At 37.6% G+C, this 25557-nt stretch carries 21 protein-coding genes; 3 read left to right on the forward strand and 18 right to left on the reverse strand.

Annotated elements, in window-relative coordinates; all coding sequences use genetic code 11:
* Positions 1 to 12: 12 nt before the first annotated feature.
* From QUD79_RS04265 to QUD79_RS04300, 8 genes are all read right to left on the reverse strand, one after another.
* A complete protein-coding gene (locus QUD79_RS04265) occupies positions 13 to 1236 on the reverse strand; it encodes a cyclic di-GMP phosphodiesterase (RefSeq protein WP_184423828.1) in 1224 nt (407 codons plus the stop codon).
* Positions 1237 to 1337: 101 nt separating this feature from the next.
* Complete coding sequence (gene leuD, locus QUD79_RS04270; RefSeq protein WP_184423827.1) at positions 1338 to 1934, reverse strand: 3-isopropylmalate dehydratase small subunit; 597 nt, start codon at positions 1932 to 1934, stop codon at positions 1338 to 1340.
* A gap of 9 nt (positions 1935 to 1943) precedes the next feature.
* Positions 1944 to 3350 (reverse strand): 3-isopropylmalate dehydratase large subunit, encoded by a 1407-nt coding sequence (gene leuC / locus QUD79_RS04275; RefSeq protein ID WP_286290000.1) that lies wholly within the window; start codon positions 3348 to 3350, stop codon positions 1944 to 1946.
* Between the two features lie 2 nt (positions 3351 to 3352).
* Positions 3353 to 4492: a 3-isopropylmalate dehydrogenase gene (gene leuB, locus QUD79_RS04280; protein ID WP_184423826.1), complete on the reverse strand. Its 1140-nt coding sequence runs from the start codon at positions 4490 to 4492 to the stop codon at positions 3353 to 3355.
* 53 nt (positions 4493 to 4545) lie between these two features.
* Entirely contained in the window at positions 4546 to 6093 is a 1548-nt protein-coding gene (leuA, locus tag QUD79_RS04285; protein WP_184423825.1) for a 2-isopropylmalate synthase, read from the reverse strand.
* A 334-nt stretch (positions 6094 to 6427) separates the two neighbouring features.
* On the reverse strand, positions 6428 to 7165 hold the full coding sequence (locus QUD79_RS04290) for a glycosyltransferase family 25 protein (protein ID WP_184423824.1): 738 nt from the start codon (positions 7163 to 7165) through the stop codon (positions 6428 to 6430).
* A gap of 46 nt (positions 7166 to 7211) precedes the next feature.
* Positions 7212 to 8738: a capsule assembly Wzi family protein gene (locus QUD79_RS04295; RefSeq protein ID WP_184423823.1), complete on the reverse strand. Its 1527-nt coding sequence runs from the start codon at positions 8736 to 8738 to the stop codon at positions 7212 to 7214.
* Between the two features lie 216 nt (positions 8739 to 8954).
* Positions 8955 to 9554 (reverse strand): TIGR04211 family SH3 domain-containing protein, encoded by a 600-nt coding sequence (locus tag QUD79_RS04300; protein ID WP_184423822.1) that lies wholly within the window; start codon positions 9552 to 9554, stop codon positions 8955 to 8957.
* Positions 9555 to 9729: 175 nt separating this feature from the next.
* Here QUD79_RS04300 and QUD79_RS04305 point away from each other — a divergent pair, with 175 nt between their 5' ends.
* Entirely contained in the window at positions 9730 to 11226 is a 1497-nt protein-coding gene (locus tag QUD79_RS04305) for a CYTH and CHAD domain-containing protein (RefSeq protein WP_184423821.1), read from the forward strand.
* Positions 11227 to 11254: 28 nt separating this feature from the next.
* On the opposite strand, the gene QUD79_RS04310 is transcribed toward QUD79_RS04305, so the two are convergent.
* The 7 genes from QUD79_RS04310 to QUD79_RS04340 form a co-directional block, all read right to left on the reverse strand.
* Positions 11255 to 11578 (reverse strand): hypothetical protein, encoded by a 324-nt coding sequence (locus QUD79_RS04310; RefSeq protein WP_184423820.1) that lies wholly within the window; start codon positions 11576 to 11578, stop codon positions 11255 to 11257.
* Between the two features lie 2 nt (positions 11579 to 11580).
* On the reverse strand, positions 11581 to 12219 hold the full coding sequence (locus QUD79_RS04315; RefSeq protein ID WP_184423819.1) for a hypothetical protein: 639 nt from the start codon (positions 12217 to 12219) through the stop codon (positions 11581 to 11583).
* A gap of 71 nt (positions 12220 to 12290) precedes the next feature.
* On the reverse strand, positions 12291 to 12980 hold the full coding sequence (locus tag QUD79_RS04320) for a PspA/IM30 family protein (RefSeq protein ID WP_184423818.1): 690 nt from the start codon (positions 12978 to 12980) through the stop codon (positions 12291 to 12293).
* Positions 12981 to 13001: 21 nt separating this feature from the next.
* Positions 13002 to 13415 (reverse strand): YjfI family protein, encoded by a 414-nt coding sequence (locus QUD79_RS04325; protein WP_184423817.1) that lies wholly within the window; start codon positions 13413 to 13415, stop codon positions 13002 to 13004.
* A 150-nt stretch (positions 13416 to 13565) separates the two neighbouring features.
* Positions 13566 to 15296 (reverse strand): polyamine aminopropyltransferase, encoded by a 1731-nt coding sequence (locus QUD79_RS04330; RefSeq protein WP_281401820.1) that lies wholly within the window; start codon positions 15294 to 15296, stop codon positions 13566 to 13568.
* A 39-nt stretch (positions 15297 to 15335) separates the two neighbouring features.
* Positions 15336 to 16238: a DUF350 domain-containing protein gene (locus QUD79_RS04335; protein ID WP_184423816.1), complete on the reverse strand. Its 903-nt coding sequence runs from the start codon at positions 16236 to 16238 to the stop codon at positions 15336 to 15338.
* A gap of 23 nt (positions 16239 to 16261) precedes the next feature.
* Positions 16262 to 17311 carry a hypothetical protein gene (locus tag QUD79_RS04340; RefSeq protein ID WP_246454920.1) on the reverse strand — a complete coding sequence of 350 codons (1050 nt, stop codon included), beginning with the start codon at positions 17309 to 17311 and terminating at the stop codon, positions 16262 to 16264.
* A gap of 123 nt (positions 17312 to 17434) precedes the next feature.
* On the opposite strand from QUD79_RS04340, the gene glnE reads away from it, so the two are divergent.
* Positions 17435 to 20299: a bifunctional [glutamate--ammonia ligase]-adenylyl-L-tyrosine phosphorylase/[glutamate--ammonia-ligase] adenylyltransferase gene (glnE, locus tag QUD79_RS04345; RefSeq protein WP_184423815.1), complete on the forward strand. Its 2865-nt coding sequence runs from the start codon at positions 17435 to 17437 to the stop codon at positions 20297 to 20299.
* 221 nt (positions 20300 to 20520) lie between these two features.
* Here the strand turns inward: glnE and QUD79_RS04350 are convergent, their stop codons facing one another.
* Positions 20521 to 21201 (reverse strand): TcpQ domain-containing protein, encoded by a 681-nt coding sequence (locus QUD79_RS04350; RefSeq protein ID WP_184423814.1) that lies wholly within the window; start codon positions 21199 to 21201, stop codon positions 20521 to 20523.
* Positions 21202 to 21260: 59 nt separating this feature from the next.
* Complete coding sequence (gene lpxL, locus QUD79_RS04355; RefSeq protein WP_184423813.1) at positions 21261 to 22199, reverse strand: LpxL/LpxP family Kdo(2)-lipid IV(A) lauroyl/palmitoleoyl acyltransferase; 939 nt, start codon at positions 22197 to 22199, stop codon at positions 21261 to 21263.
* 69 nt (positions 22200 to 22268) lie between these two features.
* On the opposite strand from lpxL, the gene hldE reads away from it, so the two are divergent.
* The gene (hldE, locus tag QUD79_RS04360; protein ID WP_184423839.1) at positions 22269 to 23699 is read left to right on the forward strand and encodes a bifunctional D-glycero-beta-D-manno-heptose-7-phosphate kinase/D-glycero-beta-D-manno-heptose 1-phosphate adenylyltransferase HldE; all 1431 of its coding nucleotides are present in this window, start codon (positions 22269 to 22271) and stop codon (positions 23697 to 23699) included.
* Positions 23700 to 23918: 219 nt separating this feature from the next.
* Here hldE and tolC read toward each other — a convergent pair whose 3' ends face one another.
* Positions 23919 to 25274 (reverse strand): outer membrane channel protein TolC, encoded by a 1356-nt coding sequence (tolC, locus tag QUD79_RS04365; protein ID WP_184423812.1) that lies wholly within the window; start codon positions 25272 to 25274, stop codon positions 23919 to 23921.
* Positions 25275 to 25557 lie beyond the last annotated feature (283 nt).

Consider the following 25557-nt stretch of genomic DNA (forward strand, 5'->3'; position numbering starts at 1 on the left):
GCTTAACTGAGGTTAATTAAGGAATGCAGCCTTAAAGAACCCAAGTAAATTAATGTTAAACTCTTCGGGCTTGATACAACAGTCTATTTGATCTTTGTATTTTGATTCACTTAAATTAATTTCTTGTATTGGGATCGCCTGACTAAGACGAGTATTATAAAAAACCTTAACAAAAGGGCGCAAAGGTCGGTTCGGATTCAACTTACTGATTAAGCCTAGTTTTCCGCTATTGAGTTTTACCAGTGTGCCTACCGGATATACACCAATGCACTGGATAAATTTTTCAACCAACTCTTCGTCGAATAACAAAGGAGATTGAGTCACCAATGCTTTAAATGCTGTTACAGGGTGAACTGACTTTCTGTAGGGGCGATCACAAGTCATTGAATCGTAGGTATCGACAATTGCCATCATGCGTCCAAAAATTGAAATTTCTTGTTTTTGTAAACCAGAAGGGAAACCAGAACCATCTAACCTTTCATGATGCTCTTTGATCATACGTGCAGCAATATGAGAGATACTTGGTGAGTCTTCCAGCACTTTTATTCCTAGTGCAACATGGCTTTTCCAAATTTTATATTCTTTATCATTTAACTGTTCAGGCTTATTTAATATTTCTTTTGGTAGGAGCACTTTACCAATGTCATGAAGAAAAGCACCTAAAGTAACTTCTTGAATAACACGTTTATCAAATCCGAGTTGTTTAGAAAATATTGCCATTAAAATGGCAACATTAAGCGAGTGCTCTAATAGGTAAGAACCCTTGGTTTGGAGGCGAGATAAACAACTTAACGCGTCTTGATTTCTGAAAATAGAGTCAACTATGCTGTCTGTGGTTGTTTCTACTTCATCAATTTTTATCGATTTTCCTTGTTGTATCTTGTCTAAAATCTTAGCTTGCAATGCTTTTGAACTATCGTATAAATCATTGGCTTTATTAATTTCGTCATAAAGCGTTATTTTGTACGATGTTGGTTTTTGTTTAGCGCTACTGTTAGGTTTGATAACTTCTATATCTGGGAATACTCTGTCAATAGTATCTACATGCTTTTGCTTTTCTGGGGCTACAGTGACAAATTTGATTTTGGCGTTATTTAATTGCTCTAGCCCTTTTGGGGTTGAGATATAGCCTTCAGATTTAATTTCTTTATTATTACGATCGAAAACAGAGGTAACATACATACCGAGGGTTAATTCGGCTAATGGAATTTTATCAGGGTGAATATCTTCAGGCATAGTTTGATTTTTTACTCAATATGTTTGACGAAATCATGGCCAAATATAACATATTCACCTAATAAGTATTAATGTTACTAGGTGAATATTTTCGTTTTAAATTATTGCCATGCTGGCATTTGGGCTTCGAAAGCTTCAATTTTGTCTAATTTATTTAATGTCCAACCAACACTGTCGACGCCTTGCTCTAAACAGTATTGATGAAAATCATCTAATTTAAAAGCATAGCTGATTTTGCCAGCATTAACCTTATTATTAATTAAATCTACTGTTAGGGTTAATTGACCATTGGCTGAATGCTTAAAAAGTTCAGTGACTTGTTGCTCTGATAGTTTAACAGGAACAACGCCAATATTAATGCAGTTAGCATAGAAAATATCGGCAAAGCTTTGCGCAATAACTACTTTGAAACCATATTCTTGTAATGCCCAGGGCGCGTGCTCCCGGCTTGAACCACAGCCGAAATTCTCGCCTGCTAATAATATACTTGCACCCTTAAATTCAGGTGCGTTAAGGATAAAGTCTGGATTATCTTGTTTACCGTCTACATCTAAGTAGCGCCAATCATGAAACAAGTGCTTGCCAAAGCCAATGCGTTCAGTTTTTTGTAAAAATTGTTTTGGGATAATTTGATCAGTATCTACATTAGCAATATCTAATGGCGCAACTAACCCTTGGTGTGTCGTAAATTTTTCCATGATAATTCCTTAGGCGTTAAGATCAACAAAGTGTCCAGCAATCGCGGTAGCGGCTGCCATTTCAGGACTCACTAAATGAGTGCGACTGCCACGGCCTTGGCGGCCTTCAAAGTTTCGGTTACTGGTTGAAGCACAGCGGTCGCCGGGTAATAAACGGTCGTCATTCATACCTAAACACATTGAACAGCCGGGTAAGCGCCACTCAAAGCCAGCATCTTTAAAAATATCAGCTAATCCTTCTGCTTCGGCTTGTGCTTTTACACGGTATGAACCGGGTACAACAATAGCGGTAACATCTTTTGATACTTTCTTGCCTTTTGCTATAGCAGCCGCCGCACGTAAGTCTTCAATTCTAGAGTTGGTGCAAGAACCGATAAACACATTATTGACACGAATATCAGTAATTTTTGTACCGGCAGTTAACCCCATATAAACAAGTGCTTTTTTACATGACTCTTTTTCTACAGCATCTTCAAAATCATCAGGTGAAGGAACGGTTGCATCTATAGAGGTAACTTGTCCTGGTGTTGTACCCCAGGTAACTTGTGCTTTAATTTCTTCCGCTTTAAGTGTTAACACCGCATCAAATTTAGCGCCTTTATCAGTTTTTAATTTTTTCCAATCGCTAACAGCTTGTTGCCACACATCACCTTTAGGTGAGTATTCTTTATCTTGTAAGTAGTCGAATGTGGTTTGATCTGGGGCAATTAAACCTGCTTTTGCGCCAAATTCAATGCTCATATTACAAATAGTCATGCGCTCTTCCATGGTTAAGGCGGTTATCGCATCACCACAATATTCAACCACATATCCAGTTGCACCTGCGCTACCTGTTTTACCAATAATAGCTAAGATAATATCTTTAGCACTTATGCCTTTGCCAACTTTACCGTTAACTTCTATTTTCATCGTTTTAGCTTTGGTTTGACGCAAGGTTTGAGTTGCAAAAACATGCTCTACTTCTGAGGTGCCTATACCAAAAGCTAAAGCACCAAATGCACCATGGGTTGCTGTGTGAGAATCACCACAAACAATAATAGTACCAGGTAAAGTTAATCCTAATTCTGGGCCTATTACATGCACAATGCCCTGGTTTTTATGACCCATACCAAATAATTTGATGCCAAATTCTTTGCAATTTTTTTCTAGTGTTCTTAATTGGTTAGCAGCGCCTTCGCCGGCAGCATCTATTTCAATTGAACGGGTAGAAATATTATGATCCATAGTCGCAATAGTGCGTTCTGGGTGGCGTAATTTGCGACCATGAAATTTTAAATTGGCAAATGCCTGTGGAGACGTGACTTCGTGAATCAAGTGACGATCAACATAAAGTAAAGGGGTTTCACCTGCTTTTTCTTCGACCAAATGTTGTTGCCATAACTTTTCATACATTGTTTTAGCTGATGTGTTTGCCACGATTATACTGCTCCTTTACTTTCTTTGTTAATGCTCTGATTTTTAATGCTCATAATTTGTTGCTTGATTGTCTGACAAATATAGTCGCCAACTTCGCTGGTGCTTTTGGCGTTGTGTTTTTGCTCTGCTGGTAATAAATCTGCTGTTAAAATTCCTTTATCTAATGCACTTGCTACAGCATTTTCTATACACTGTGCCGCGTTATCTTGGTTTAAGCTATACCGTAACATTAATGCTGCTGATAAAATCTGAGCAATAGGGTTTGCAATGCCTTTGCCTGCAATGTCAGGTGCACTGCCACCTGCAGGTTCATACATACCAAAACCGTCGGCATTTAAACTAGCAGAGGGTAATAAGCCCATCGAACCTGTGATCATCGCACAAATGTCAGACAGTATATCGCCAAACAAATTAGGGCATAACATTACGTCGAATTGATTAGGGTCTCTTACAAGCTGCATTGCAGCGTTATCAACATAAAGGTGCTCTAGTGTTACTTGTGGATAATCGACAGCCACTTCTTCAACTACTTGACGCCACAATTGACTGGTTGCAAGTACATTAGCTTTATCTACTGAGGTTACTTTGTTATTGCGCTTTTGTGCCGCTTGAAAGGCTAAGTGAGCAATACGTTTAATTTCACGACGAGAGTAAAACATTGAGTCAAAACCTGTTTCATCGTCACCTTCACCTTTACGGCCTTTTGGTTCGCCAAAGTAAATGTCGCCAGTTAATTCGCGAATAATTAGTACGTCAAAACCCTGCTCTGAAATATCGCTACGTAAAGTAGATAACGACGAAAGGGCTGGCTGTAATGTGGCAGGACGCATATTACAAAATAGATCAAAGTGACCTCTTAACCCTAATAATGCACAACGTTCAGGCTGCTCTGTAGGAGGTAAACTTGCCCACTTAGGCCCACCAACTGAGCCAAATAAAATAGCATCGGCTTGCTGGCAGCCTTGCATTGTTGCCTCTGGTAGGGCGTTTCCATGACGGTCTATAGCAGCGCCACCGACATCATAATCTTTCGTGTTTATGGTGATATTAAATTGTTCAGCGATAGTGTTTAATACTTTTTTAGCCTCGGTCATAACCTCGGGACCGATACCGTCACCTGCTAGTATTGCAATGTTTGACATGTTTTCTAAACCTTTTGAATTTTCTGATTAAACATAAAATATGTTTATTTTATTTAGTTACTTGCTGCGCGAGCTTCTTTTATCTCTGCAATAGCTTGAGCCCGATGTATGCTGTTTAAGGTATGAATTAATGCTAACCCTGACGCTTCAATAACGTCGGTAGTTAAGCCGTAACCATGAAAGTTTCTGCCTTGCCACGTCACCACAATATCCGCTTTACCTAAACCATCTTCACCAGAGCCTTTATTAGAGATTTTGTAATCGGTAACTTCAAAATCTATGTCAACAGCGGCCTTTATAGCGCGATATAATGCATCAACAGGTCCATTACCCGTAGCCGATGTTACTTGGCTATACTCACCCGAAAGTAATTTAATACTTGCAGTAGCAAAGTCTCCACCTGATTGAACGTTTAAGGTGTTTAAATGGTAATAGTCTTGATCGTCTTTTTGTTGAATATTAAATAATAAGGCTTCTAGGTCATCATCAAATACTTGACCTTTTTTGTCTGCTAGTGCTAAAAAATCGCTGTATAACTTTTCTAACTCGTAATCTGATTCTTTGTAGCCAAGGCTCTCCATCCGATGCTTGATAACATGTCGTCCGCTACGAGAGGTCAAATTCAATTTGGTTTTTGCAATACCAACGCTTTCTGGCGTCATAATTTCATAGGTATTGCTTGCTTTTAACATGCCGTCTTGATGAATGCCAGAAGAGTGACTAAAGGCGTTGCCACCTACAATCGCTTTATTTAATTGCACTGGCATATTGCAAAGCTGGCTGACTAATTTAGAGGTTCTGGCGATTTCTTGATGATTAATATTAGTATGAACGCCTAAAAACTCTTGGCGAGTTTTCATGATCATGGCAACTTCTTCTAATGAGCAGTTGCCAGCACGTTCACCAATACCATTAATGGTGCATTCAATTTGTCTTGCACCGGCTTGTACTGCTGCCATTGAGTTAGCGACAGCTAAGCCTAAATCATTGTGACAATGCACTGATATTATTGCTTTATCAATATTAGGTACACGATTAAATAAATTGGTAATAATACCGCCAAACTCATTGGGTAACGTATAGCCAACAGTGTCTGGAATATTGATTGTATTAGCGCCGGCTTTTATTGCATTTTCAACCATACGGCATAAGTTATCGATAGGGGTACGGCCAGCATCTTCACAAGAAAATTCAACATCGTCAGTAAATTGCCTAGCATACTTTATTGCATGAATCGCCATTGCCTCAACATCTGAAAAGTCTTTACGTAACTTTTGTTGAACATGAACATCTGAAGTTGAAATAAACGTATGTATTCTAAATTGATCTGCAACTGATAAAGCATCGGCACAGGCTTTTATGTCACCTTCAACTGCGCGTGCTAAGCCACAGACAATCGAGTTTTTAACAGTTTTGGCAATTTGCTTTACTGAGTCAAAATCTCCAGGGGAAGAGACTGGAAATCCTGCTTCAATAATATCAACACCTAGTCTTTCTATAGCTTGCGCAATTTGAAGTTTTTCATGCACCGATAAACTTGCCGTTAATGCTTGTTCGCCGTCACGTAAAGTGGTGTCAAAAATTATGACTTTGTTGTCCATTTCTCTATCCTTCAATTGATACGCTAATAATTTTTGGCATAAAAAAACCCGCGATTATTAGCGCGGGTTTTAAGTAATTTATATTAAATTTAAATATTAAAAAGCTTATCCGCACACATAGTGTATGAGGAGGAGGTTGGTAGCGATTTTAATGGTTAAATTCATCATTTCTTGTTAATTGTACTTTTGTAAATAAATATAGTGTTTATCAATGCTATATCAATAACGTATTTAGCCTGTCTAAGTCAAATAATAATTCATAAAATTAATATATAAATTATAACTATTGCTTACATTAATTTGTTTTATGTGATGATTAGCTTATGAATATAATTTATAACTTCCCAGAAATATAATTTTTTCGTAACCACCAGAGATGAGCTCTATACTTTATGTTGCGGATAAAACTAGTGGTTTTTTTGCCATGGTATCCGCCATTAAGGGCAACAATATCGCTCGGTAATTCGAGGTTTTCTGAAATTGAATAAGGGCGAAGTCCATATACCGAAAGGTTAAGCTCTGTACAAAACTGCATATCAATATCTACGGGGCGATAAAACTTAGTTCGGGCGAGTAACTTTTTAGCCCCAGCTAAAGTAATTGTATAGCCCGTAGCGCAATTAGGAATTTTATTAAAGTTAATTAATTCAAAGTCATCGGTAAGTGTTAATGTTTGTGTTGGTTTATGCGCTCTGTTATCAGACAGTTTAATCAGGTCATACTTCTTTAAGGTATCAGCTAGTTGAAATATATCAACAAAGTTAGGTTCAATTGTTAAGTCGTCTTCAAGAATTACCGCGTATTCGATATTTTCTTCAACCATTTTTCGCCAAGCATTCTTGTGGCTTATATAACAGCCTATCTCTCCAACGCTTAAGTCAGCCCTGAAGTACTTTTTGTTTAAGTCACTTGAATATTCACTCGCTATTTCTTCAGGCGTTAAGTCTGTGCCTTTTACCGCTTGAATGCGCGAATAATTGACATTAATCGCCTTTAACTGTTTGTCCATTTTCTGCATGCGTTCTAGTGCAGAGTCTAAGTTTATAACATATACAGGGCAGTTATTGTTCAAGGTGTACCTACCAATTAGAGTGAATGATTTATTAGGTTATACTAATCTACAAGTTGTGTTCAATATTAAGGAACACGTTTGTGGTATTTTTATTATTACTACTGTTTGTAAACTTAGACTTGCTTAAGTCTACCCCTAAAGTAAAGCGCCAGTTTTTGTAACTATGTTGTACTTTAGTTGAGAACATCAGTATTTCTTCAGCCACTTTAGTCAGTGGGTTGCCAATTAATGGATTATTTGGTGCTTTGTCATTATCGTCAATATTGAGCTCTAAGTGACGCAACTTTACGGTTAGATCAGTATCTTGATTAATACTGGTTATTAATCCTAGCACCCTTGTTTTAGCATCATTGTCGTATAAATTACCGAGCGTTCTTTGATTATAACGCATGCCTGTTTTATAAATATGGTGTTCATAAAAGCAGTTACCAATAAAGTTAGTACTTCCTTCCACACAGTCAGTGTAGGTTGATGCTTGCTCGAAGTATATTTTAGCTGGTTGTGAAAATAAGTTTAGGTTAACTTCCATACCCAACTGTGTTTGTATTTCCGTTAAAAAACTTAAGGTGTTGTCATTGCCATCTTCAGCTAATGACTCTCCGTATAGAGCCAATTGTATATCAAAAAGATTAAACCCGTAGCGAAAGTCGTAACCTGCCTGTTGGTTACCAGGCTCTGGATTAAGTAAACAATCGAGCCCACCAGCACCACAATTGTCTTTGCCAATAAAGACATTCCAAAAAGTTGATAAGTCTTGTGGTCGACCTTCACCGCCCCACTGAGCTAGTCGTGTTAAGCCAATTTCTAAGCCTTCTAATGGCTTAAAATTGAGTCTAAACCCCCAAAGCAGTGTGTCTTTTATAATTCGCTCATCGTCCATTATCCCCATAAAAGTTGTTACAGTCCAAGGGATATCTATTTCTGTAAAGGGGACTGTTACCGGAATTGCTGATTTACGTGTAATAGCAATAGCGGGAATTGGTCGCGCGTTGTTGGTTAATGCTAAGTTGCTATCTGACCCTTGCCCCCACCATCTATCTTGCATACCTGCAGATATAACCCAGTTACCTACGTAAGTAGCAATATAGCTACCGTCAAAGCGTGTATAGCTTTCACCATTGACAGGAGAGTCGCTATAACTTGACGCTATTTTCATGGCAAACGAATCGTTCATGAACGTTTTATGTAGGGTTATATTGTTTTTCGTTCGAAAGCTATCACCAAAACTGGTAAAACGATTATCTTTGAGCGCGATATTCGCTTCTATTTTAGTGATGTTTTTTTTAGCAAGTTTAAGTTGATGGTTAATATAACTTAATGCCGCTTTATCTTGTTCATTTAACGATGAGTAATCTATTTTATTCAAATCTCTCGCAATATCAGCCCACATTAAAGGATAAGTAGAAACTGGCGTTTTGATATAGCCTTGATCGGCAAGTAACTGTATTTTTGCTTTGAGAAATATATTTGATGTATCAATCCAAGGCTCTGATTTAGCTGGAGCTATGCCTGAAATTGAAAGCAAAATTAATAGAAAAACACGAGTAGTGGTTAAGCGTAATTTTTTTAACACGAGGTATTATGCCTTAGCTTTTATTTATACAGAGGTTATAGGTGCTTATTTGTGATAAGAATAATATCAATTTTACTAGCTATGTAACCGTTTTTACTGCGTATAAAGTAGAACATCTAATAAATAAAACAGATATAAGCTTGTTCGAACTGATCAAGTTTGTAAAAGCGTAATAAAATTAATGATTACGCTTTCACCGTTTTATATTGTGAGCGATCAGCCCCAGTTATCCATAGACGATCTTTTTCGACCGCCAATTTTGGGAATTATTAAGCCTAATAACAAACCAATAACTAACACTACTGCGCCATTAAAGAACCATTCTTTCTTAAGTTCAGTATCTTGATTTTTGATTTTGAGCTTTGTTTCTTCAAGTTCTTGATTCAATTCACTTACTTTATTATCGAAAACTTTAGCGTCTTTGTTAAGTCTTGCTATTTCACTATTTGCTTGATCAAGTTGATTTAAAAGACCCGCATTATCACTTGAGTTATTGGCCAATTGAGTTTTTAAACGAGCAACTTGATCACGAACCCCTGGAGTTGTTGAGATATATTTATCCTCCACCCATGTTTCTCGTCCTTTGCTGTCTATAATTTGGGTATAGTCGTTTTCTGCTTTGCCAGTGAGCTTAATTTCTTCGCCAGCAGTAATGGTGCCTAAAATACGGTAGTTATTTCCTGGTCCAGTATGCATGTAAATAAACAGGTCGTCAGAAATATAACCTGCTACTAAATTATCGGTTGCTTCTTCTGCTAGTAATACAGAACTAAAAAGGAAAAAAATACTAGCAAATAAACATTTTATGATTTTCATGGCTTACCAAATTCTCTAACGATATTTTTACTAAAAATAGTAGGGTTTTGTGACGAGGGAATCAAGCTAAGTTTTCGCTAAATCAGGTATTTCTTCAATATTGTTGTGTAAAAAGTATTGCTAGAGCCTAAATGCTTTTGTATGGTGTGCTTTTGTTAGTCAAATTTAGGCATATATGAATACTGAGGTAGAGCTGAAATATCTGGTCTTATCATCCGATGTAGAGGCAAAAGTTACATCACTACTAACTACTGAAGGAATTTCTTTTGATAAAAAGAGTAAAGAGCTGTCAAATTGTTATTTTGACACTGCTGATTTAACCCTTAGAAAAAAAGATTATGGTTTAAGAGTTCGTGGTTGTGAAAATAAATTTGAGCAAACCATAAAAACAGCAGGGGTTGTTGTTGGGGGCCTACATAAAAGGCCCGAATATAATGTTGATATACAAAGCACTTTCCCTGACTTATCACTTTTCCCCAAAAATATTTGGTCGCCTGAAGATAATATAGAAAAAATACAACAACAATTAATTTCACTATTTGACACTGACTTCACGCGAATTATTTGGCTTGTTGATTTTAAAGATAGCAAGATTGAATTAGCATTTGATCAAGGCAAAATAAGCTCTGATGGGCAACATCTCGATATTTCAGAAATTGAATTAGAATTAGTTGAAGGCAGTATTGAGCACTTATTTGATTTAGCTAAGACACTCTTTAAATGTTTACTGGTTCGCCCAGGCTTAAAAAGTAAAGCAGCTCGTGGTTATCAGCTTTGGCATAAATTAGGGCCGAAAGATCTTGATGAAAACATACAAATTGATACCAGTGGCGTTACCTTAACTGAAAGTTTTAGCCAAGGAATAGCACATTGTTTGAATCAGTTGCATTTGGCCGTTGATAATTATATTCGAGAACCGACTTATGTTCATTTAGTGCAGGCTGTTAATGTATTAGTGATGTTACGGCATGGTTTCTGGTTATTTGATTTGCGCCTGAATGAAAAAGGGCAGGGGATCCGTGAACAAATTAGTTATTTTATTCATTTGTTTGCGTGGTTAGATAATGCAGTTTATTTTCAAGAGTTAATGAATAAAACAGGAAATTATCGCAAAAAACTTGAATTAAGTGACCAGTTAATTGAGCAGCTTCGCATTGAAAAACAACGCTTTCCGGAGCCTGCAGATGTTATAGCGCTTATTCATGGTGAACGTTTCAATCAGCTTCAGCTATCTTTAGTGGAACTTGTTATTTCTAAAGCGGAGCAAGTGTTTATTCCGTATACCGGCGAGATTAACTATCGCGAATATGCAACAGAAAAACTGTCAGCAAGTTTACATGATTTGAAGTCGGTTTTATCTGAAGATAGTGTAACGATTGATCAGTACCTTGGTGTAAGAAAGTTAGTGAGAAGAAGCTTATTAACCGGTGGCTGGTTTGGACTATTGTTTGATGCCAAGTTATGTAATCAATTTAGACGTCCATGGCTAGATTTACAGCAAGGGCTTGGGGAATTAAGAAGTTTATCGATAATTCATCAGCAGCTTAAGCGCTTAGAAGATGCACCTAACAAACTAATTAGTTGGCAGCAAAGTAAATTAGATAATTTGTTAATGGCATTAGAGCATAGTCGTTTAAGTGCCACGTCGCAGCAGCCCTACTGGTTAGATTGAATTGGTTCTAGGATCTTAGATCCTAGAATTATTGTTTATTTGTCACGTAGTTAATTAAATCGTCCATAAGCCTACGCTTTATTTCAAGCTGTTGCTCTGCATCTAATTGATATTTTTCAGCAAGTACTTGGTAATCATCTAATGAAAGACTGACTGTTAAGCGAGGTCTTTTAGGCCTTTTATTTGTAGTAAGGCCTAGTATATCTCGAATTTTATCTGACGGGCTTAAGCCGTCTTCAAGAGCTTCTTTTCGGATTTCTAATTGTATTTTTTCATCCATATCAAAAGCGACTTGAGTGGCTTTAGCCGCTTTTAATGATGAATGCCATTTCTCTGGTATTTCTCTACTCACGATTAACTTCCTGGATACATATCAACGATGTCGGTAGTTGGGCGATACATGGTCAGAAAAACATCAGTGTCGCCATCCTGCCAAACTTCTAGTTCGATCCCACAATACTCATCTTGATCTAATAACTGATATAACTCAAATTGTTCGCCGGAGTCTTCACCCTCGTACTTAGATAGTGTTTCGTGACGATCGTCTTTGCGATGAAAGTAGCCAACTTGTGCATAAATGCGTTGCTGATATTGCTCGGCTGTCCAACCACTTGTTTGGCTATTGTCGTTTTGACGTTGCAATATAGCGTTACCTGGTTCATCAAAAATGGTCGCAAAATCGTCTAAATTAAACAAAGTTTCAACATCTTGGTGATCAATCTTTACTGAAAATTTCAGGTAGGTTTTATCATCTACGTCAAGCGATAAATAAAGCTCGATATTATTGTTGCCTGAAAGAACCCATTCTGTTTGTGTTTTATTCTCGAATTCGTATGTGTTTACTGCGGTTACTTGGAATTGTGCTGAGCGTAAACTTTCAGGTAAAGCGAAACTGTCTGTCAATGCGATAATATCATTAACCATAAGATCGTTAGCTTGGCTTATTTTTCTTTGTGGTTGTTCTTTCTTAAAAATATTTTTTAGAAAGCTCATAGTTTATCACCATAAATAACATACCTGAACGCATTGCGTTCAGGTATGTGGTACGTTTAACAAGCTTAAAGTTATTTTTGCTTAGCCTTTAAGCGCTCAAGTACAGAGTTTGCACTATTATCAGTCCCACCAATTCCTGCTTCTTTAAGCTGTGCAGCTAAAGAGGTATCTGCGTTTTCTGAAGCAAGTACTTCTGCAGCTTTCATTTTATCATCAAACTTTTGCTGCTTAGCTTTAATACGCTCAAGTGAGTCTTTTGCGCTTAATAGCTTAGAGTTACTTGATGAAAAGTTATCAGTAATGGCTGACGTTGCTTTTTGTACACTTTCAGTAGTTTTTACCATAGATAACTGGCGCTTGTACTCTTGCACTTGGCGTTCACTTTTCTTCACTAGTTCTTTTAGGCGGTTAGCACTGCCTTCAAAGCTGTCTAACGCTTGTTGTTGGTTTGATAATTCGCTTTCTAGCGTTGATATTTTTTCAGCAACAGCTAGTGCTAATGTTTCATCACCTTTTTCAAGTGCTTGTACGGCATAACCTTCATGCTCTACAACTTCACGCTTTATGCGATCAACTTCTCTGCTTGCAGCCATTTGTTGCGCCATAACGCCAGTTAAATCACGTTTAGCTTTTGTTAAGTGGTTTTCAGCGTCACGAATTTCTTGTTCAAAAATACGCGTTGCATTTGAATCAACAATTGATTCACCAACTTCTGTAGCACCACCTCGGATAGCGGTCATAATTTTTTTAAAAATACTCATAATAATCTCCTTGGGTGGTTATTAAATTAGGTAGTCGCTCATATCATCAATAATTTCAATTGCATTATTATTGAGTACGGCAAGTTCATGTTCAATGTCACTGAACGTTGAGTTAATTGATAAGGCGCCAAACAATACATATTTATCACCAATTTTTGAAAAAGATGATAATGGCATTGGAATGTTCATCTCTAACATGCTTTCATGTAGGTCATGTATGCTGTCAGCTTTAACTTCATCTTTGCCCCATAAATAAGTAATACATAATATTTGGTCGTCAGTAACTGAAACAAATATTGGTAACTCTTCACGATCAATGACGGTAATTTGTAATACGTCTACTTCGCCTGAAATAGGTTGACAGTCGAACACCATCCCTGTTTCTGAATTATCAGCAAGTGCATTTAAGTGGTTAGCAATTTTATGAATATTCATATTCTTCCTCGTATTTTTCTGTAACATTTAATTATTCATTGCTTATGAATAACCAATGTCGCTTCGACATATTATGTCGATGTGGGTAATTTAGCATTTAGACATAATATGTCAAGCCATTATTTTAGTTTTTCTATCTTATTAATACTTTTATTCTTGTAGATGAGATTCATTTAACCCCTGTTGGTCTCGCCATGCTTTTTGATGTAATTGATAAATAGCATGGCTGCCTAAGTAATTTATGGGGATTGTATCTTTCAAAACAAAAAAGTTTTTCGGAAATTCAAATGCGCCGTAGAGCATTGGCAATGTCAACCATGCCTGTTCGACTTCAAGCTTATCTAAAGCCTTTAAGCGAGTTAGCGGGCTTGCACCATATTTGCTTGCGATTGTCCAACCCCATTCCCCGAAGCTTGGTACATTGTCGTGGTATTGCTCTACTTGGGCAAAGTTTGCTGCAGCCACGGTTTTACCAATGGCAATAAAGGCTTCTTTAGCGTGATATGGGCTTGCTGATTGAATAGCAATAATACCATCACCGGCTAGAAGCTGGCTTAATCGCGCATAAAAGTTCACTGAATAAAGTTTATTGAGATCGGGGTGGCTGGGATCAGGCAAGTCAACAATAATGGTGTCAAATGCAACTTTATTGGCGAGTAATTCGTCAATTGCGAGAAAGGCATCTTGGTACCTAATTTTTACTCTTGGATCAGAAAAACTTTGCTGTGTTAGTTGACTTATTTGGTGTGCAAGGGTGCTAGGAAGTTTTTCAAAGGGACGCTGAAATATGTCTATCAACTCCTTGTCTAAGTCGATAAGTGTTACTTCTTTTGGAGACCATGCTAAAACATCTCTGAGGGCTAGGCCATCACCACCACCAATAATTAGAACTTTGTCTTGGCGAGCTGATGCAGCTAGTGCAGGCGTAACAAGGTAATTGTGGTAAATATGTTCATCAGCTGAAGAAAACTGTAAACGGCCATTAATATAAAAATTTATAATTGGCTGATGCTCGCCACCGATATTTCGCTCGGTAAACGTTAATTGTTGGTAGCGGGTTTTGTCGGTATAAACTACTTTATCTAAATACAGTAAGTTACTCATTTGATTGAGCCATTGGTTACCATGCTGATAAATAAAGAAAATTAAAACCAGTAATAGCAAATGAAGGGCTAGTAAGAGCTTTTTCCATTTTAATCTATGCCAATAGAAAGTAATAAAGGCAAGCCCTGCTGCTAGGTTTAAGGCCGCGGTCAATGCACTGGCTTTGCTAATATCAATGGCTAATAAAAAAATTACCCAAATAGCGGCACCGATGCCTGCACCAATATAATCAGCACCATAAATAGTGCCTAAATTATTTTTTAGATGTTTCTGGTGGATATGTTCGCGAATTTGGGCAATTAACGGGATTTCCATACCAATAAAAAAACCCAGTAATAACCCAAAAAAGTAAGGGCTATTAAATGCAAGAAAACTGACTTGCTTTAAATAACCACCTCGCGGAGTTATATCTGGCGGTAATGAAAACATTTCAGCTACAAGTTGTGGAAATGTTTGGCTTAGTGCGATGAGCCCACCAATAATTAAGATGGCGCTACTGCCTAAAAATGCAATGATTAGCTCTAACCAAACGAAACCATTGAATGCACAACGAATTTTGCGTGCGGCGAAAGCGCCTAAACCCATAGCTACAATCATTAAACCGATCATAGTATAAATAGCACTTTCCATCACGCCAAGAACGCGACCTGCGTAATGTGAAAGTAAATACTCGTATATTAGACCACAGCCTGCTAAAACGGCCATGGTAATAATTAACAGTATATCGTGCTTTATTAGATCATAACGACCTAACAGCGTTGCATCTGATTGTTTCAATGTTGATATTGTATGTTAAGGCTTATAAAGCGCTGAACCTTAAGCCATTAGCGCTGTTAAAATTAATGCAATTGAAATACTTATAGCCATTTCAACACTCGCAACACCAATATTACTTTGATGGTCTACTTCTTCTACTAAGTTGATACCCCATAATATTATGCGTTTAGCGATAGCTGTTAAAATAGAAACCAGTAATGTCATTACAATACTAAACACTAACCAAGCGAAAATATTGAACCATAAAGTGTCAGGACTATAACTTAAAAAGTAACTGGCTGCAGTTACTGCTAATGCGGTGCTAATTACCTGTCCGCTATAGCGAATAGCTAACGCTACTTGCCCATTTTCAAATGCTTCTTGTAAACTGTCGTTTTGGTTGTTTTTAGCGTATTGGTATTCTCTGATGCGCGTGACAAGTACGAGCATTGCTTGAGATACAATAAAGCCACATATAATGGCGGTAAACGTACTTATATCGATGCCATGAACCCAAAGCAAAACAGCGCGGATAACTATTGCCGTTGCAATAGTACTAGCTGCGTCTACAAGACCAACACTAATGTTTTTCGCTTTAATTTGTTCAGCCTTATTTAATTTGTTAAGCGCGACTCGATCATGAATAACTCGGCCAAGTTTGATTAAAACAAGCCCTAGGATGCCATAAGTAAACATACCAACAGCTTCCATTAAATAACTTTCTGCATTCTCTCCAGTAATTGCCCCCGTTAATACAATACCCAAAGCTGTAACACTACCAGCTAAACTTATACCAAAAGCAAAGTTATCTTCTTTTGCTAGCTCGTCAGTTGAACTAACTTTAGCTGATACCCCTGATACAAAGCGCATTGCACCTAATAGAATGATCGCAATAGAAATATCTATCGCAAGAAAGATAAGTAAGTCTAAGTTTAACCCTGTGATTTCAAACAATGTATTCATAATAATTCCTTGACTGCCTCTCGTTATTTGCCACGTCTAAAGCTACGAGAAGTGGTACTTTTACTGTTTCTAAAATTGCCACCTTGGGCATAAGAAGATTTTTTAGCGTTACTACTTTTTTTGGCATATCTGCTGTTATTAGTGGTAGCTGAGTTAAAACGTTTCGCGCTTGTTTGGGCTTGTTTACTCTGCCCTGAAAGGCTTGAAGAGCCTGTACGATTTTTACTGTAAGCGCTGGTATATTTTTGCCCGCGACTTTCAAATGATTTACGTGTACGGGTATCGAGTTGTGTTTGCTTTTGCAGTTGCCCAGGAGAGCTGTAACGTGTACGACCATAATCATGGTAATAGCTGTAGTTACGTGAACGCCCCCATTGGTTGTAGGAAACACGACGACGAGAATCAAGCAGGTTATCCATCATGGCGTACATGCCATACCATTGCCAAAATGACATGCCATTACTGCCTGTTGTCCAACTACCGTAATTAGGATTCCCAATTAGCTGTTCACCAACACCAAAGTCTTGTGCATTATTTGCCGCCAAGCTTTGTGACTTAGATAAGGAATTTACTCTCGGTAATAAACCATCAGACATATCTGCTAGCACATTAAGCGGATCGCTCAATGCATCAGAATATAAAACAGGATCTGCCGCTTGATAAATGTTAAGTATTTCTTCGTAACGTGCATTATTATCAACAAAAAGCTCAGGACTATTCTTGACGGTATTTAACCTATCAACAATTGACTTATAAATAGGGCTTGCGGTAGTTGCTTCTTTACGAAACTCATTCACAAGTTCAACAAAGTCAGGTTTTAGTTCAACCACCTTGTCTGCATATTGTTTAATAAGTATAGCGTTACGAACCTGATTACTATCAAGTGCTTGCCCTAGCTGTTCAACACGTTGCTGGGTGATCGGCAATTGCTTTTCAATTTGTTCAACAACAGGGTCTGAACAGCCAAACAAGGCTAACATTAGACTTAAAATAATGATTTTTGAATAGTGCATTTCTGCCATAGTTTCCTCAAAAATGCTATGGTTATCATTTATTAATAACACTTGTGACATAATATGTCCAACTGTTTATTGATAAAAATTTACTATGAATAAACAATAATAAATGTATTAATAAAAACGTATAACAAAATTTTAACGTACTGTAGCACATTGCACAATCAAGTTGAGGCCTAAATGAAAACACTTACTCGTAAAAACTTTCTTCCTATCTTAGTTAAACAGGAGAATTTACGATGGTCACAATTTTCAGAACAATATCCCCAAAGCTATTTAGGGTTAGATCAAGCGCAATTAAATGATTTTAAAAGCGCATTAGCCTTAAGCGATTTTATTTTTAATAGTGCGATTCAAGCGCCTGAAATTGTAGTTGAATTATTTCAGGGGGCACAATTTGAACACAGCATTGATTACTTAACTGAATTAAACACAATATTAGCTAGTTGTGAGTCTGAAGAGCAATTACATCGCTTGTTAAGACGTTATCGGTTAAAAGCTATGGTAACTATTGCCGTTGCCGACTTACTGTATAACGTAGCCCTTGATTTCTCATTGCAGAGGCTATCAAAACTAGCAGATGCACTAATTTTGTCAGCACTAAACTGGCTGTCAGGGTTTTGCTATAAACAATGGGGGGTACCTCAAAATGATAAAGGTGAAACTATGCCTTTACTTGTTTATGGCATGGGAAAATTAGGTGGAAACGAGTTGAACTTTTCTTCAGATATTGACCTTATTTTTGCGTACCCAGAAAAAGGGCAAACCAAAGGTGCAAGGCGTGAATTAGACAACCAACAGTTTTTTATTCGACTAGGGCAAAAGTTAATTACAGCATTGCATCAACAGACTGCAGATGGTTTTGTGTATCGAGTTGATATGCGATTACGCCCTTTTGGTGATAGTGGTCCGTTAGTACTTACTTTTAATGCAATGGAAGACTATTACCAAGAGCAAGGTCGTGATTGGGAGCGTTATGCGATGTTAAAAGCGCGTTTAATTGGTGAAGGAAAGTATCATTTGCAGCTTTCAAGCTTATTAAGGCCTTTTGTTTATCGTCGTTATATCGACTTTAGCGTAATAGACAGTTTACGCCGTATGAAAGCAATGATCGCCCAAGAGGTAAGGCGAAAACAATTGGCTAATAATATTAAATTGGGCGCTGGAGGGATTCGAGAAGTTGAATTTATAGTACAAGTTTTTCAACTAATTAGAGGCGGTCGAATTAAAGCCTTACAGCAACGAAATTTACTGACGGTTTTACCTTTATTGGTTGAGCATGGTGAAATAAGTAAGCAAAGTGAACAAGTACTTGAAAGTACTTATAGGTTCTTGCGCCGTGTTGAAAATATTATACAAGCATTGGCTGATCAACAAACGCAAACTTTGCCAGATTCACCGTTAGATCAGGCTAGAATATTGTTTGTATTAGGTGATGATCAGTTCCCAACTTGGCATAGCTTTTTAGATCACCTGCAGGCCTTGATGCAGGGTGTTCATCAAGAGTTTAATAAGCTGATTGGAGAGGAAAGCCCACATCATCAAACTGAAGATCACCATTGGGCTACCTTGTGGGATAGCCAATGGGATGATCAGGAGTCGATTGAATGGATTGTTCAATCACAATCTCATTGGCCAGCGGCTCAAATGTGGCAGTTGTTAAAAAGCTTTAGAGAAGATAATAAAAAGCGCAGTATTGGTAGTCGTGGGCGACAAGTCTTAGATAAGTTAATTCCATTGTTGTTGTCGTATTTAGTTGATCTTAAAGCCGATGAAACGGCACTACAACGTATTTTATTAGTGATTGATAAAGTTTCAACTAGAACAGCCTATTTAGAGCTACTTTATGAAAATGAAGGCGCATTAAAGCATTTAGTTAAACTTTGCCAAGTAAGCCAGTGGATAGCAGAGCACATTATAAAATACCCTATTTTATTAGATGAGCTTATCGACCCTACATTATTGAATTCACCTCCAGCATTAAGTAGTTATTCAGAGCACCTACGAGAAAGTTTACTTCGGGTGCCAGAAGAGGACCTAGAAGCACAAATGGAGTTGTTACGACAATTCAAACAAGCGCAGCAATTACGTATTGCAGTCGCTGATATTGTCGGCGTTTTGCCTATTACCAAAGTGAGTGACCATTTAACTGCATTAGCGCAAGCAATAGTGGGTGAAGTAATTAATATGGCATGGCAGCAAGTTACACTGCGCTATGGTGTGCCAAGCTCTATTGCTTTACTCGATAACAAAGCATTTGCAGTAATAGGTTACGGTAAAATGGGAGGGATTGAATTGGGCTATGCCTCAGACCTCGATTTAGTTTTTATTCATAACTGCGCCCCTAATGATTTAACTAATGGCGCGAGAAAAGTTGTGGCTAGTCAATTTTATGCAAAATTAGCACAACGGATCACTCATATTTTTAGTACAAGAATGAACAGTGGTATTTTATATGATCTTGATATGCGATTAAGGCCCTCCGGCAATTCAGGGGTATTAGTTGTTCATATTGACAGTTTTGAACAATATCAGCTAGATGAAGCATGGACATGGGAGCATCAAGCATTAGTACGAGCGCGTGCTATTTATGGGCATAAAGAACTGGTTGATAAGTTTAATGAGATACGTAAAAACACATTAACTAAACCACGCGATGTTAATGATTTACAAGCAGCAGTAGTAGAAATGCGCAATAAAATGCAAAGTCATCTTGATAAATCGACATTAACTGAAAATGATATTAAGCAAAGTAGAGGAGGGTTAGTCGATATAGAGTTTTTAGCTCAGTATTTAGTGTTAGCCAATTATCCAAGTCATGTAAACGAATGGCTACCTTCAGATAATATTCATATCTTCAAAACACTACTTAATTGGCAAGTGATAACAACTGAAGAATGTGAAAAATTGATCAGTCATTACTGTCAGCTTCGTGACTTTGGTCATCATTGTGTACTTAAAAATAAAGCGAACCTAATGCCGATGTCTGAGTTTGAAAGTTATGCAAAAGTTACAAATAATATTTTTAATAAATACTTAACCTGAGCTCGGGATAATGGATGTGCGCAAAAAATCGTAGCTTTGGTGTACTTAGCTTATCCCGAATTCAGGTTACTTACAGTAATACCAGTGTCATTAATTAAGTGATCTGCTTTATGCGCAGGGTAAGCAGTAAAATACAAGGTGTTTATTTTCTCACGATAGACTTTTGAGCCATTTAAGGGGATAAACCAGCTTTGTTGATTATACTTATTAATTAGATGGCGTTATCGTTTAGAGCCATCTAATAAAACACATTCCTCGTCAAGGTATTCATAATCTTGCTCTGTAATTATAAGTGTTCTATGTTGATTACAAAAGTAAGCTTTAACACCATTGGGAAAATGACCTGCAACGGCTCTACTTATTTGATAAGTCATTTGTACTATATCTTTATTAATTCTAAAGGGGTCTTTAACCAAAAAGTCTTTATCAAGCCACCAAATAACATCTAAACCTGTTTCTTTAGCATATTCGGTTAGTTTTTGATTAAGTGTGTAACCAATACGAAAAGCAGCATTTTTATCACTACTGCGCCAATTACTTCTTAAGGGGCGGGTGACCATTTTCTTAGCAATTAATATATCTACCAAATCGCCTTTTGGCTCTGGAAGGTAAACGATGTTGTTTTTTACTCTGGGTCCTGAGTCTTCGTCGGTGCCTCGTAAGTTTGCGTAAAAACGAGACAAACCTTCAGCAGCAGCATTCGTACGTTTTTTAGCTACAACAGGCTGCTCCTCTGGTACATGGACCGATTCATCGGCTTGTTCTTTATCAGCTAGGATCTCTTCTGTTGAGAGTGTTTCTGTTGCTACTTCGGTAAACAATACTTCCTTATTAGCAATAAGGAAGTACCCTAAAACAGCTAGAATTAATGCAAAGCCAATGATCCGAATCCAAAACATCATAAGTTGTAAATCTTTAAAAATATCAATAATGATTAAGTATATACCATACTTAATATTTTTTATTTATACAACGACGGATCGCTCTCGTTTGGTCTTGTTTTAAAGCGGCGGTGAAGCCACATATATTGCGCAGGGTTTTGTATGATTGCTTTTTCAAGCTCTTGATTAATTAAAGTAATATCGGCGCGGTCATCATCGCTAGGAAAATTTTCAAGTTGCGGTTGGATCGTTAAGGTATAACCACTACCATCTTCATTTCTAGTAGGTATGATCATATGCGTAACCGTATTTTTTTGTCGAGCAAAGATAAGTGTTCCTGTAGTGGTTGCTGTTTCTTTAACAGCAAAAAAAGGAACAAAAAGACTGCGGTTTCTGCCATAGTCTTGGTCGGGTAAATAAATGCATGCTTCACCTTCATGTAAAGCACGAATTAACCCTTTAACATCTCGTTTTCCTAACATGTATTTATTAGAGCGGCCACGGCCTCGATATTGAAAGTATTCCATTAATTGATTATTGTGCGGCCGATAAAAAACTACCATCGGGTGCCCTGTACCTACACCTCTACAGCTTATTTCAGCACTTAAGTTGTGCATGGCAAGTAGCAAAATACCTTTACCTTGTTGCTGTGCGTTTTCAATATGTTCAACTCCTATCACCTTGCACTTTCGTTTGACGCGCCAATCAGGCCACCACCAACCCATGCCAGTTTCGAAAAGTGCAATGCCTGTATTTTCAAAGTTTTTAATTAATAATTCCTGGCGCTCTTTGTCTGACATTTCAGGAAAACACAACGCTAAATTTGTTTGTGCTACTCGTTTTCTGCTAGACCCGAGCTTTAACAACAGTCGACCTAATGCTTTTCCCATTAACAGTTGAAGGCGATATGGCAGCCAAGAAATACTGTATAAAATAAAAACCCCGAGCCAAGTAAGCCAATACTTAGGGAGTAGAAATGACAATTTGAAATTAGGTTGAAGAATGCTGTTTTTACTCACGGTATGATTTTAACTCATTGAAATTCATGTGGTACACTATACCGTATTATATCTGTTATGGGACCAATGATGAAAGTAGATATTCCCACTTTTGATCAAGCCAGCGTTTTAGTGGTTGGCGATATTATGTTAGATCGATACTGGTACGGACCAACTCAACGTATTTCTCCTGAGGCACCTGTACCTGTTGTTAAAATTTCTCAAAATGAAGACCGACCCGGCGGTGCCGCAAACGTAGCATTAAATATTGCATCAATGGGCGGAAAAGTTACCCTAGCAGGAATTACTGGCGAAGATGAAGCGTCTGATACAATAACCCAATATTTGTCTGCAATGGAAATTGATTGCCAATTTGATCGGCACGCTACAATACCAACGATTACTAAACTGAGAGTACTTAGCCGAAATCAACAGTTAATTCGACTGGACTTTGAAGAGTCGTTTGCGCATATAAGTAAGAAAAATTTATTAGCGAAGGTCAGCGAGCTTGTGGCTGATCATAATGTGCTGCTACTTTCTGACTATGCGAAAGGTACTTTGTCTGAGGTACAAGCATTTATTAGTATAGCAAAGCAACAAAATATTCCAGTATTGGTAGATCCGAAAGGTCATGACTTTTCACGTTATCGAGGTGCAGATATTCTGACACCTAATATGTCTGAATTTGAGGCGGTAGTGGGAGCGTGTGCTAACGAAGCAGAGATTGTTAGTAAAGGGCAGGCATTATTGACTGAGTTAGATCTTCAAGCATTATTGATCACGCGTAGCGAAAAGGGAATGACACTGATACGTCGTAACCATGACGAGTTTCATTTACCTACCCAAGCAAAAGAGGTTTATGATGTTACCGGTGCTGGCGATACTGTAATTGCAACACTAGCACTTGCTATTGCAGCTAATGCTGACTACCCACAAGCAAGCGCATTAGCAAATATTGCGGCAGGCATTGTGGTTGGCAAATTAGGGACTTCTACTGTAAGTGTTGCAGAGCTTAACCATCAAATAGCCTCAGGACAAGAAAGTGGTTTTGGTGTTGTTACTGAAGGACAATTAAAAATTGCCGTAGAACACGCTAAAGCTAGGGGGGAAAAAATTGTAATGACAAACGGTTGTTTTGATATTTTGCATGCTGGCCATGTGTCATATTTAACGCAAGCGGCGAAACTTGGTACTCGTCTTATTGTTGCGGTAAATGATGATCAGTCGGTAAAAAGGCTTAAAGGCGCAGGACGGCCAGTGAATTCAGTAGATCGAAGAATGGCTGTATTATCAGGGCTTGGCGCCGTTGATTGGGTAGTGCCTTTTAGTGAAGATACACCACAACGTTTAATTGCTAATATCTTGCCTAATATGTTAGTGAAAGGTGGTGACTACACTGTTGAGCAAATTGCGGGTGGTAGTGAGGTAATTGCGGCGGGTGGTGAAGTTAAAGTACTCAACTTTGAAGAAGGTATATCTACAACTGAAATTATCAATACCATTCGATTAGAAGACGGCTAACTTATGTTAGGCACTATATTCTAGGGCCTAAGCCCTGGAATATAGGGGCTGTTAATCTTTCAGTTTATAGCTCTGTTGCACTTGAATAAGGTGTCAATCGAGGCGCTTAATATAATATTTGGTTGTTCCAAATATTATATTAAGCAACAAAGAGTGATGCATTTTCAAGCCACCCCATAGCAGAGCCTAAAAGGAAAGTTCAATACGCTCTAGTGTAAATTAGCTTTTAGATAAGCCTTTATTTATATCTTTAAGATCTTGCTCGGTAATTGTGCCAGCTGCACGTTTTAGTTGTAAGATTGACTGAACATAGCTGTAGCGTGTTGACGACAAATTACGTTTCGCATTATATAAATTACGCGTGCTATCTAACACATCTACAATAGTACGTGTGCCTACTTCAAAACCCGCTTCTGTTGCTTTTAATGCACTTTCTGCACTTATCACCGCTTGTTCTAGGGCTTTAATACCTGAAACTGCAGCAATAACTGTGTTATATGAATTGCGCGCATTACGAACAATATTACGATGAGTTTGAGATAAGTCGTGGCTTGCAACAACATAATTATGTTGTTGTTTACGCACTGCACTTGAAATAGCACCACCAGAGTAAATAGGTACTGTTAGTGTAATACCTATTGAGTGACTATCAAGTCTAGGGTTATCAAATGTACCAGATACAGTAGTTATCTCATTATCGCCTGATGAATACCGACCTGATAAGTCGAGCGTTGGGTAATGACCCGCACGTGCAATATTAATATTCTCTTTAGCAATTTCTACGCGAATTTTTTGCGCAATTAAATCTAGATTTTTAGCTTCAGCTGTTTGCTGCCATTCATTAGCACTGTCAGGAATAGGTCGAGAAGCGCTGAATTTTTCGGTGTTTAAAGGGTTTAAATCACGAGGGTAAACATTGGTAATTACGCGTAATGCTTCTTCTGTATTGAATACATTATTTTCTGCTCTAATTTCTGCAGTAACAGCATTATCGTATTGTGCTTGGGCTTCATGAACATCAGTAACGGCAGTTAAACCAACCGAATAACGTTGCTTAGTTTGTTCAAGTTGGCGCTCTATCGCAGCTTTTTCTGCTTTAGCAAACTCTAAGTCATCTTTTGCACTTAATACATCAAAGTAGGCTTGTGTAACACGTATAATTAACTCTTGCTTAGCAACTTGGTAACTAATGTCATAAGTATGAGCCATTTTTTTCGAGTTGCTTAAACGTAACCAAGAATCATGATGATATAGCTGCATATTTAAGCTTGCACCATAATCTGTTGATTTAGACTCGGTTGTAACAATAGTACCTACTGGTGCATAAATGCCATTTGAGACTGATTCTGACTCGCCTTGACCTATGCTAGCAGATGCATTAATAAAAGGTAATAATACCGAACGAGCTTGAGTAATATCTTCTTGAGAAGCTAAAAACTGTGCTTGTGCTTTCAGTACAACAGGGTCATTTTGTTTAGCTTGTTCATAAACAGAAAGTAAATCTTCGGCATACGAAATAGCACTGCTAGTTGCGCAAGCAATACCTACAATGAGCGAAGTAATGTTTTTTTTCATGTCAGAGAAATTCCTTTAATGTCTTCTAAATATTTTATTCTTAGGTGTAAATACATTATTCGTATCATACAAAGCAAATAACTTGCCAACACGCTATTAATGAAAACTTTACATTGTAAGTAATACGAGTAAAAGATAAATATAGCGTTGAATAAATCACATACTTACAATAAACGCAGTTATGACTGTACCTAGCTTAGCGTTATATAATATCAGCATTGAATGGTAAGCTAAATATAATCTGCAGATAACGCTCTATTCTAGTGTAACAAAATATTTTATG

It is taken from the genome of Thalassotalea piscium, assembly GCF_030295935.1.
GTDB classification, from domain to species: domain Bacteria; phylum Pseudomonadota; class Gammaproteobacteria; order Enterobacterales; family Alteromonadaceae; genus Thalassotalea_B; species Thalassotalea_B piscium.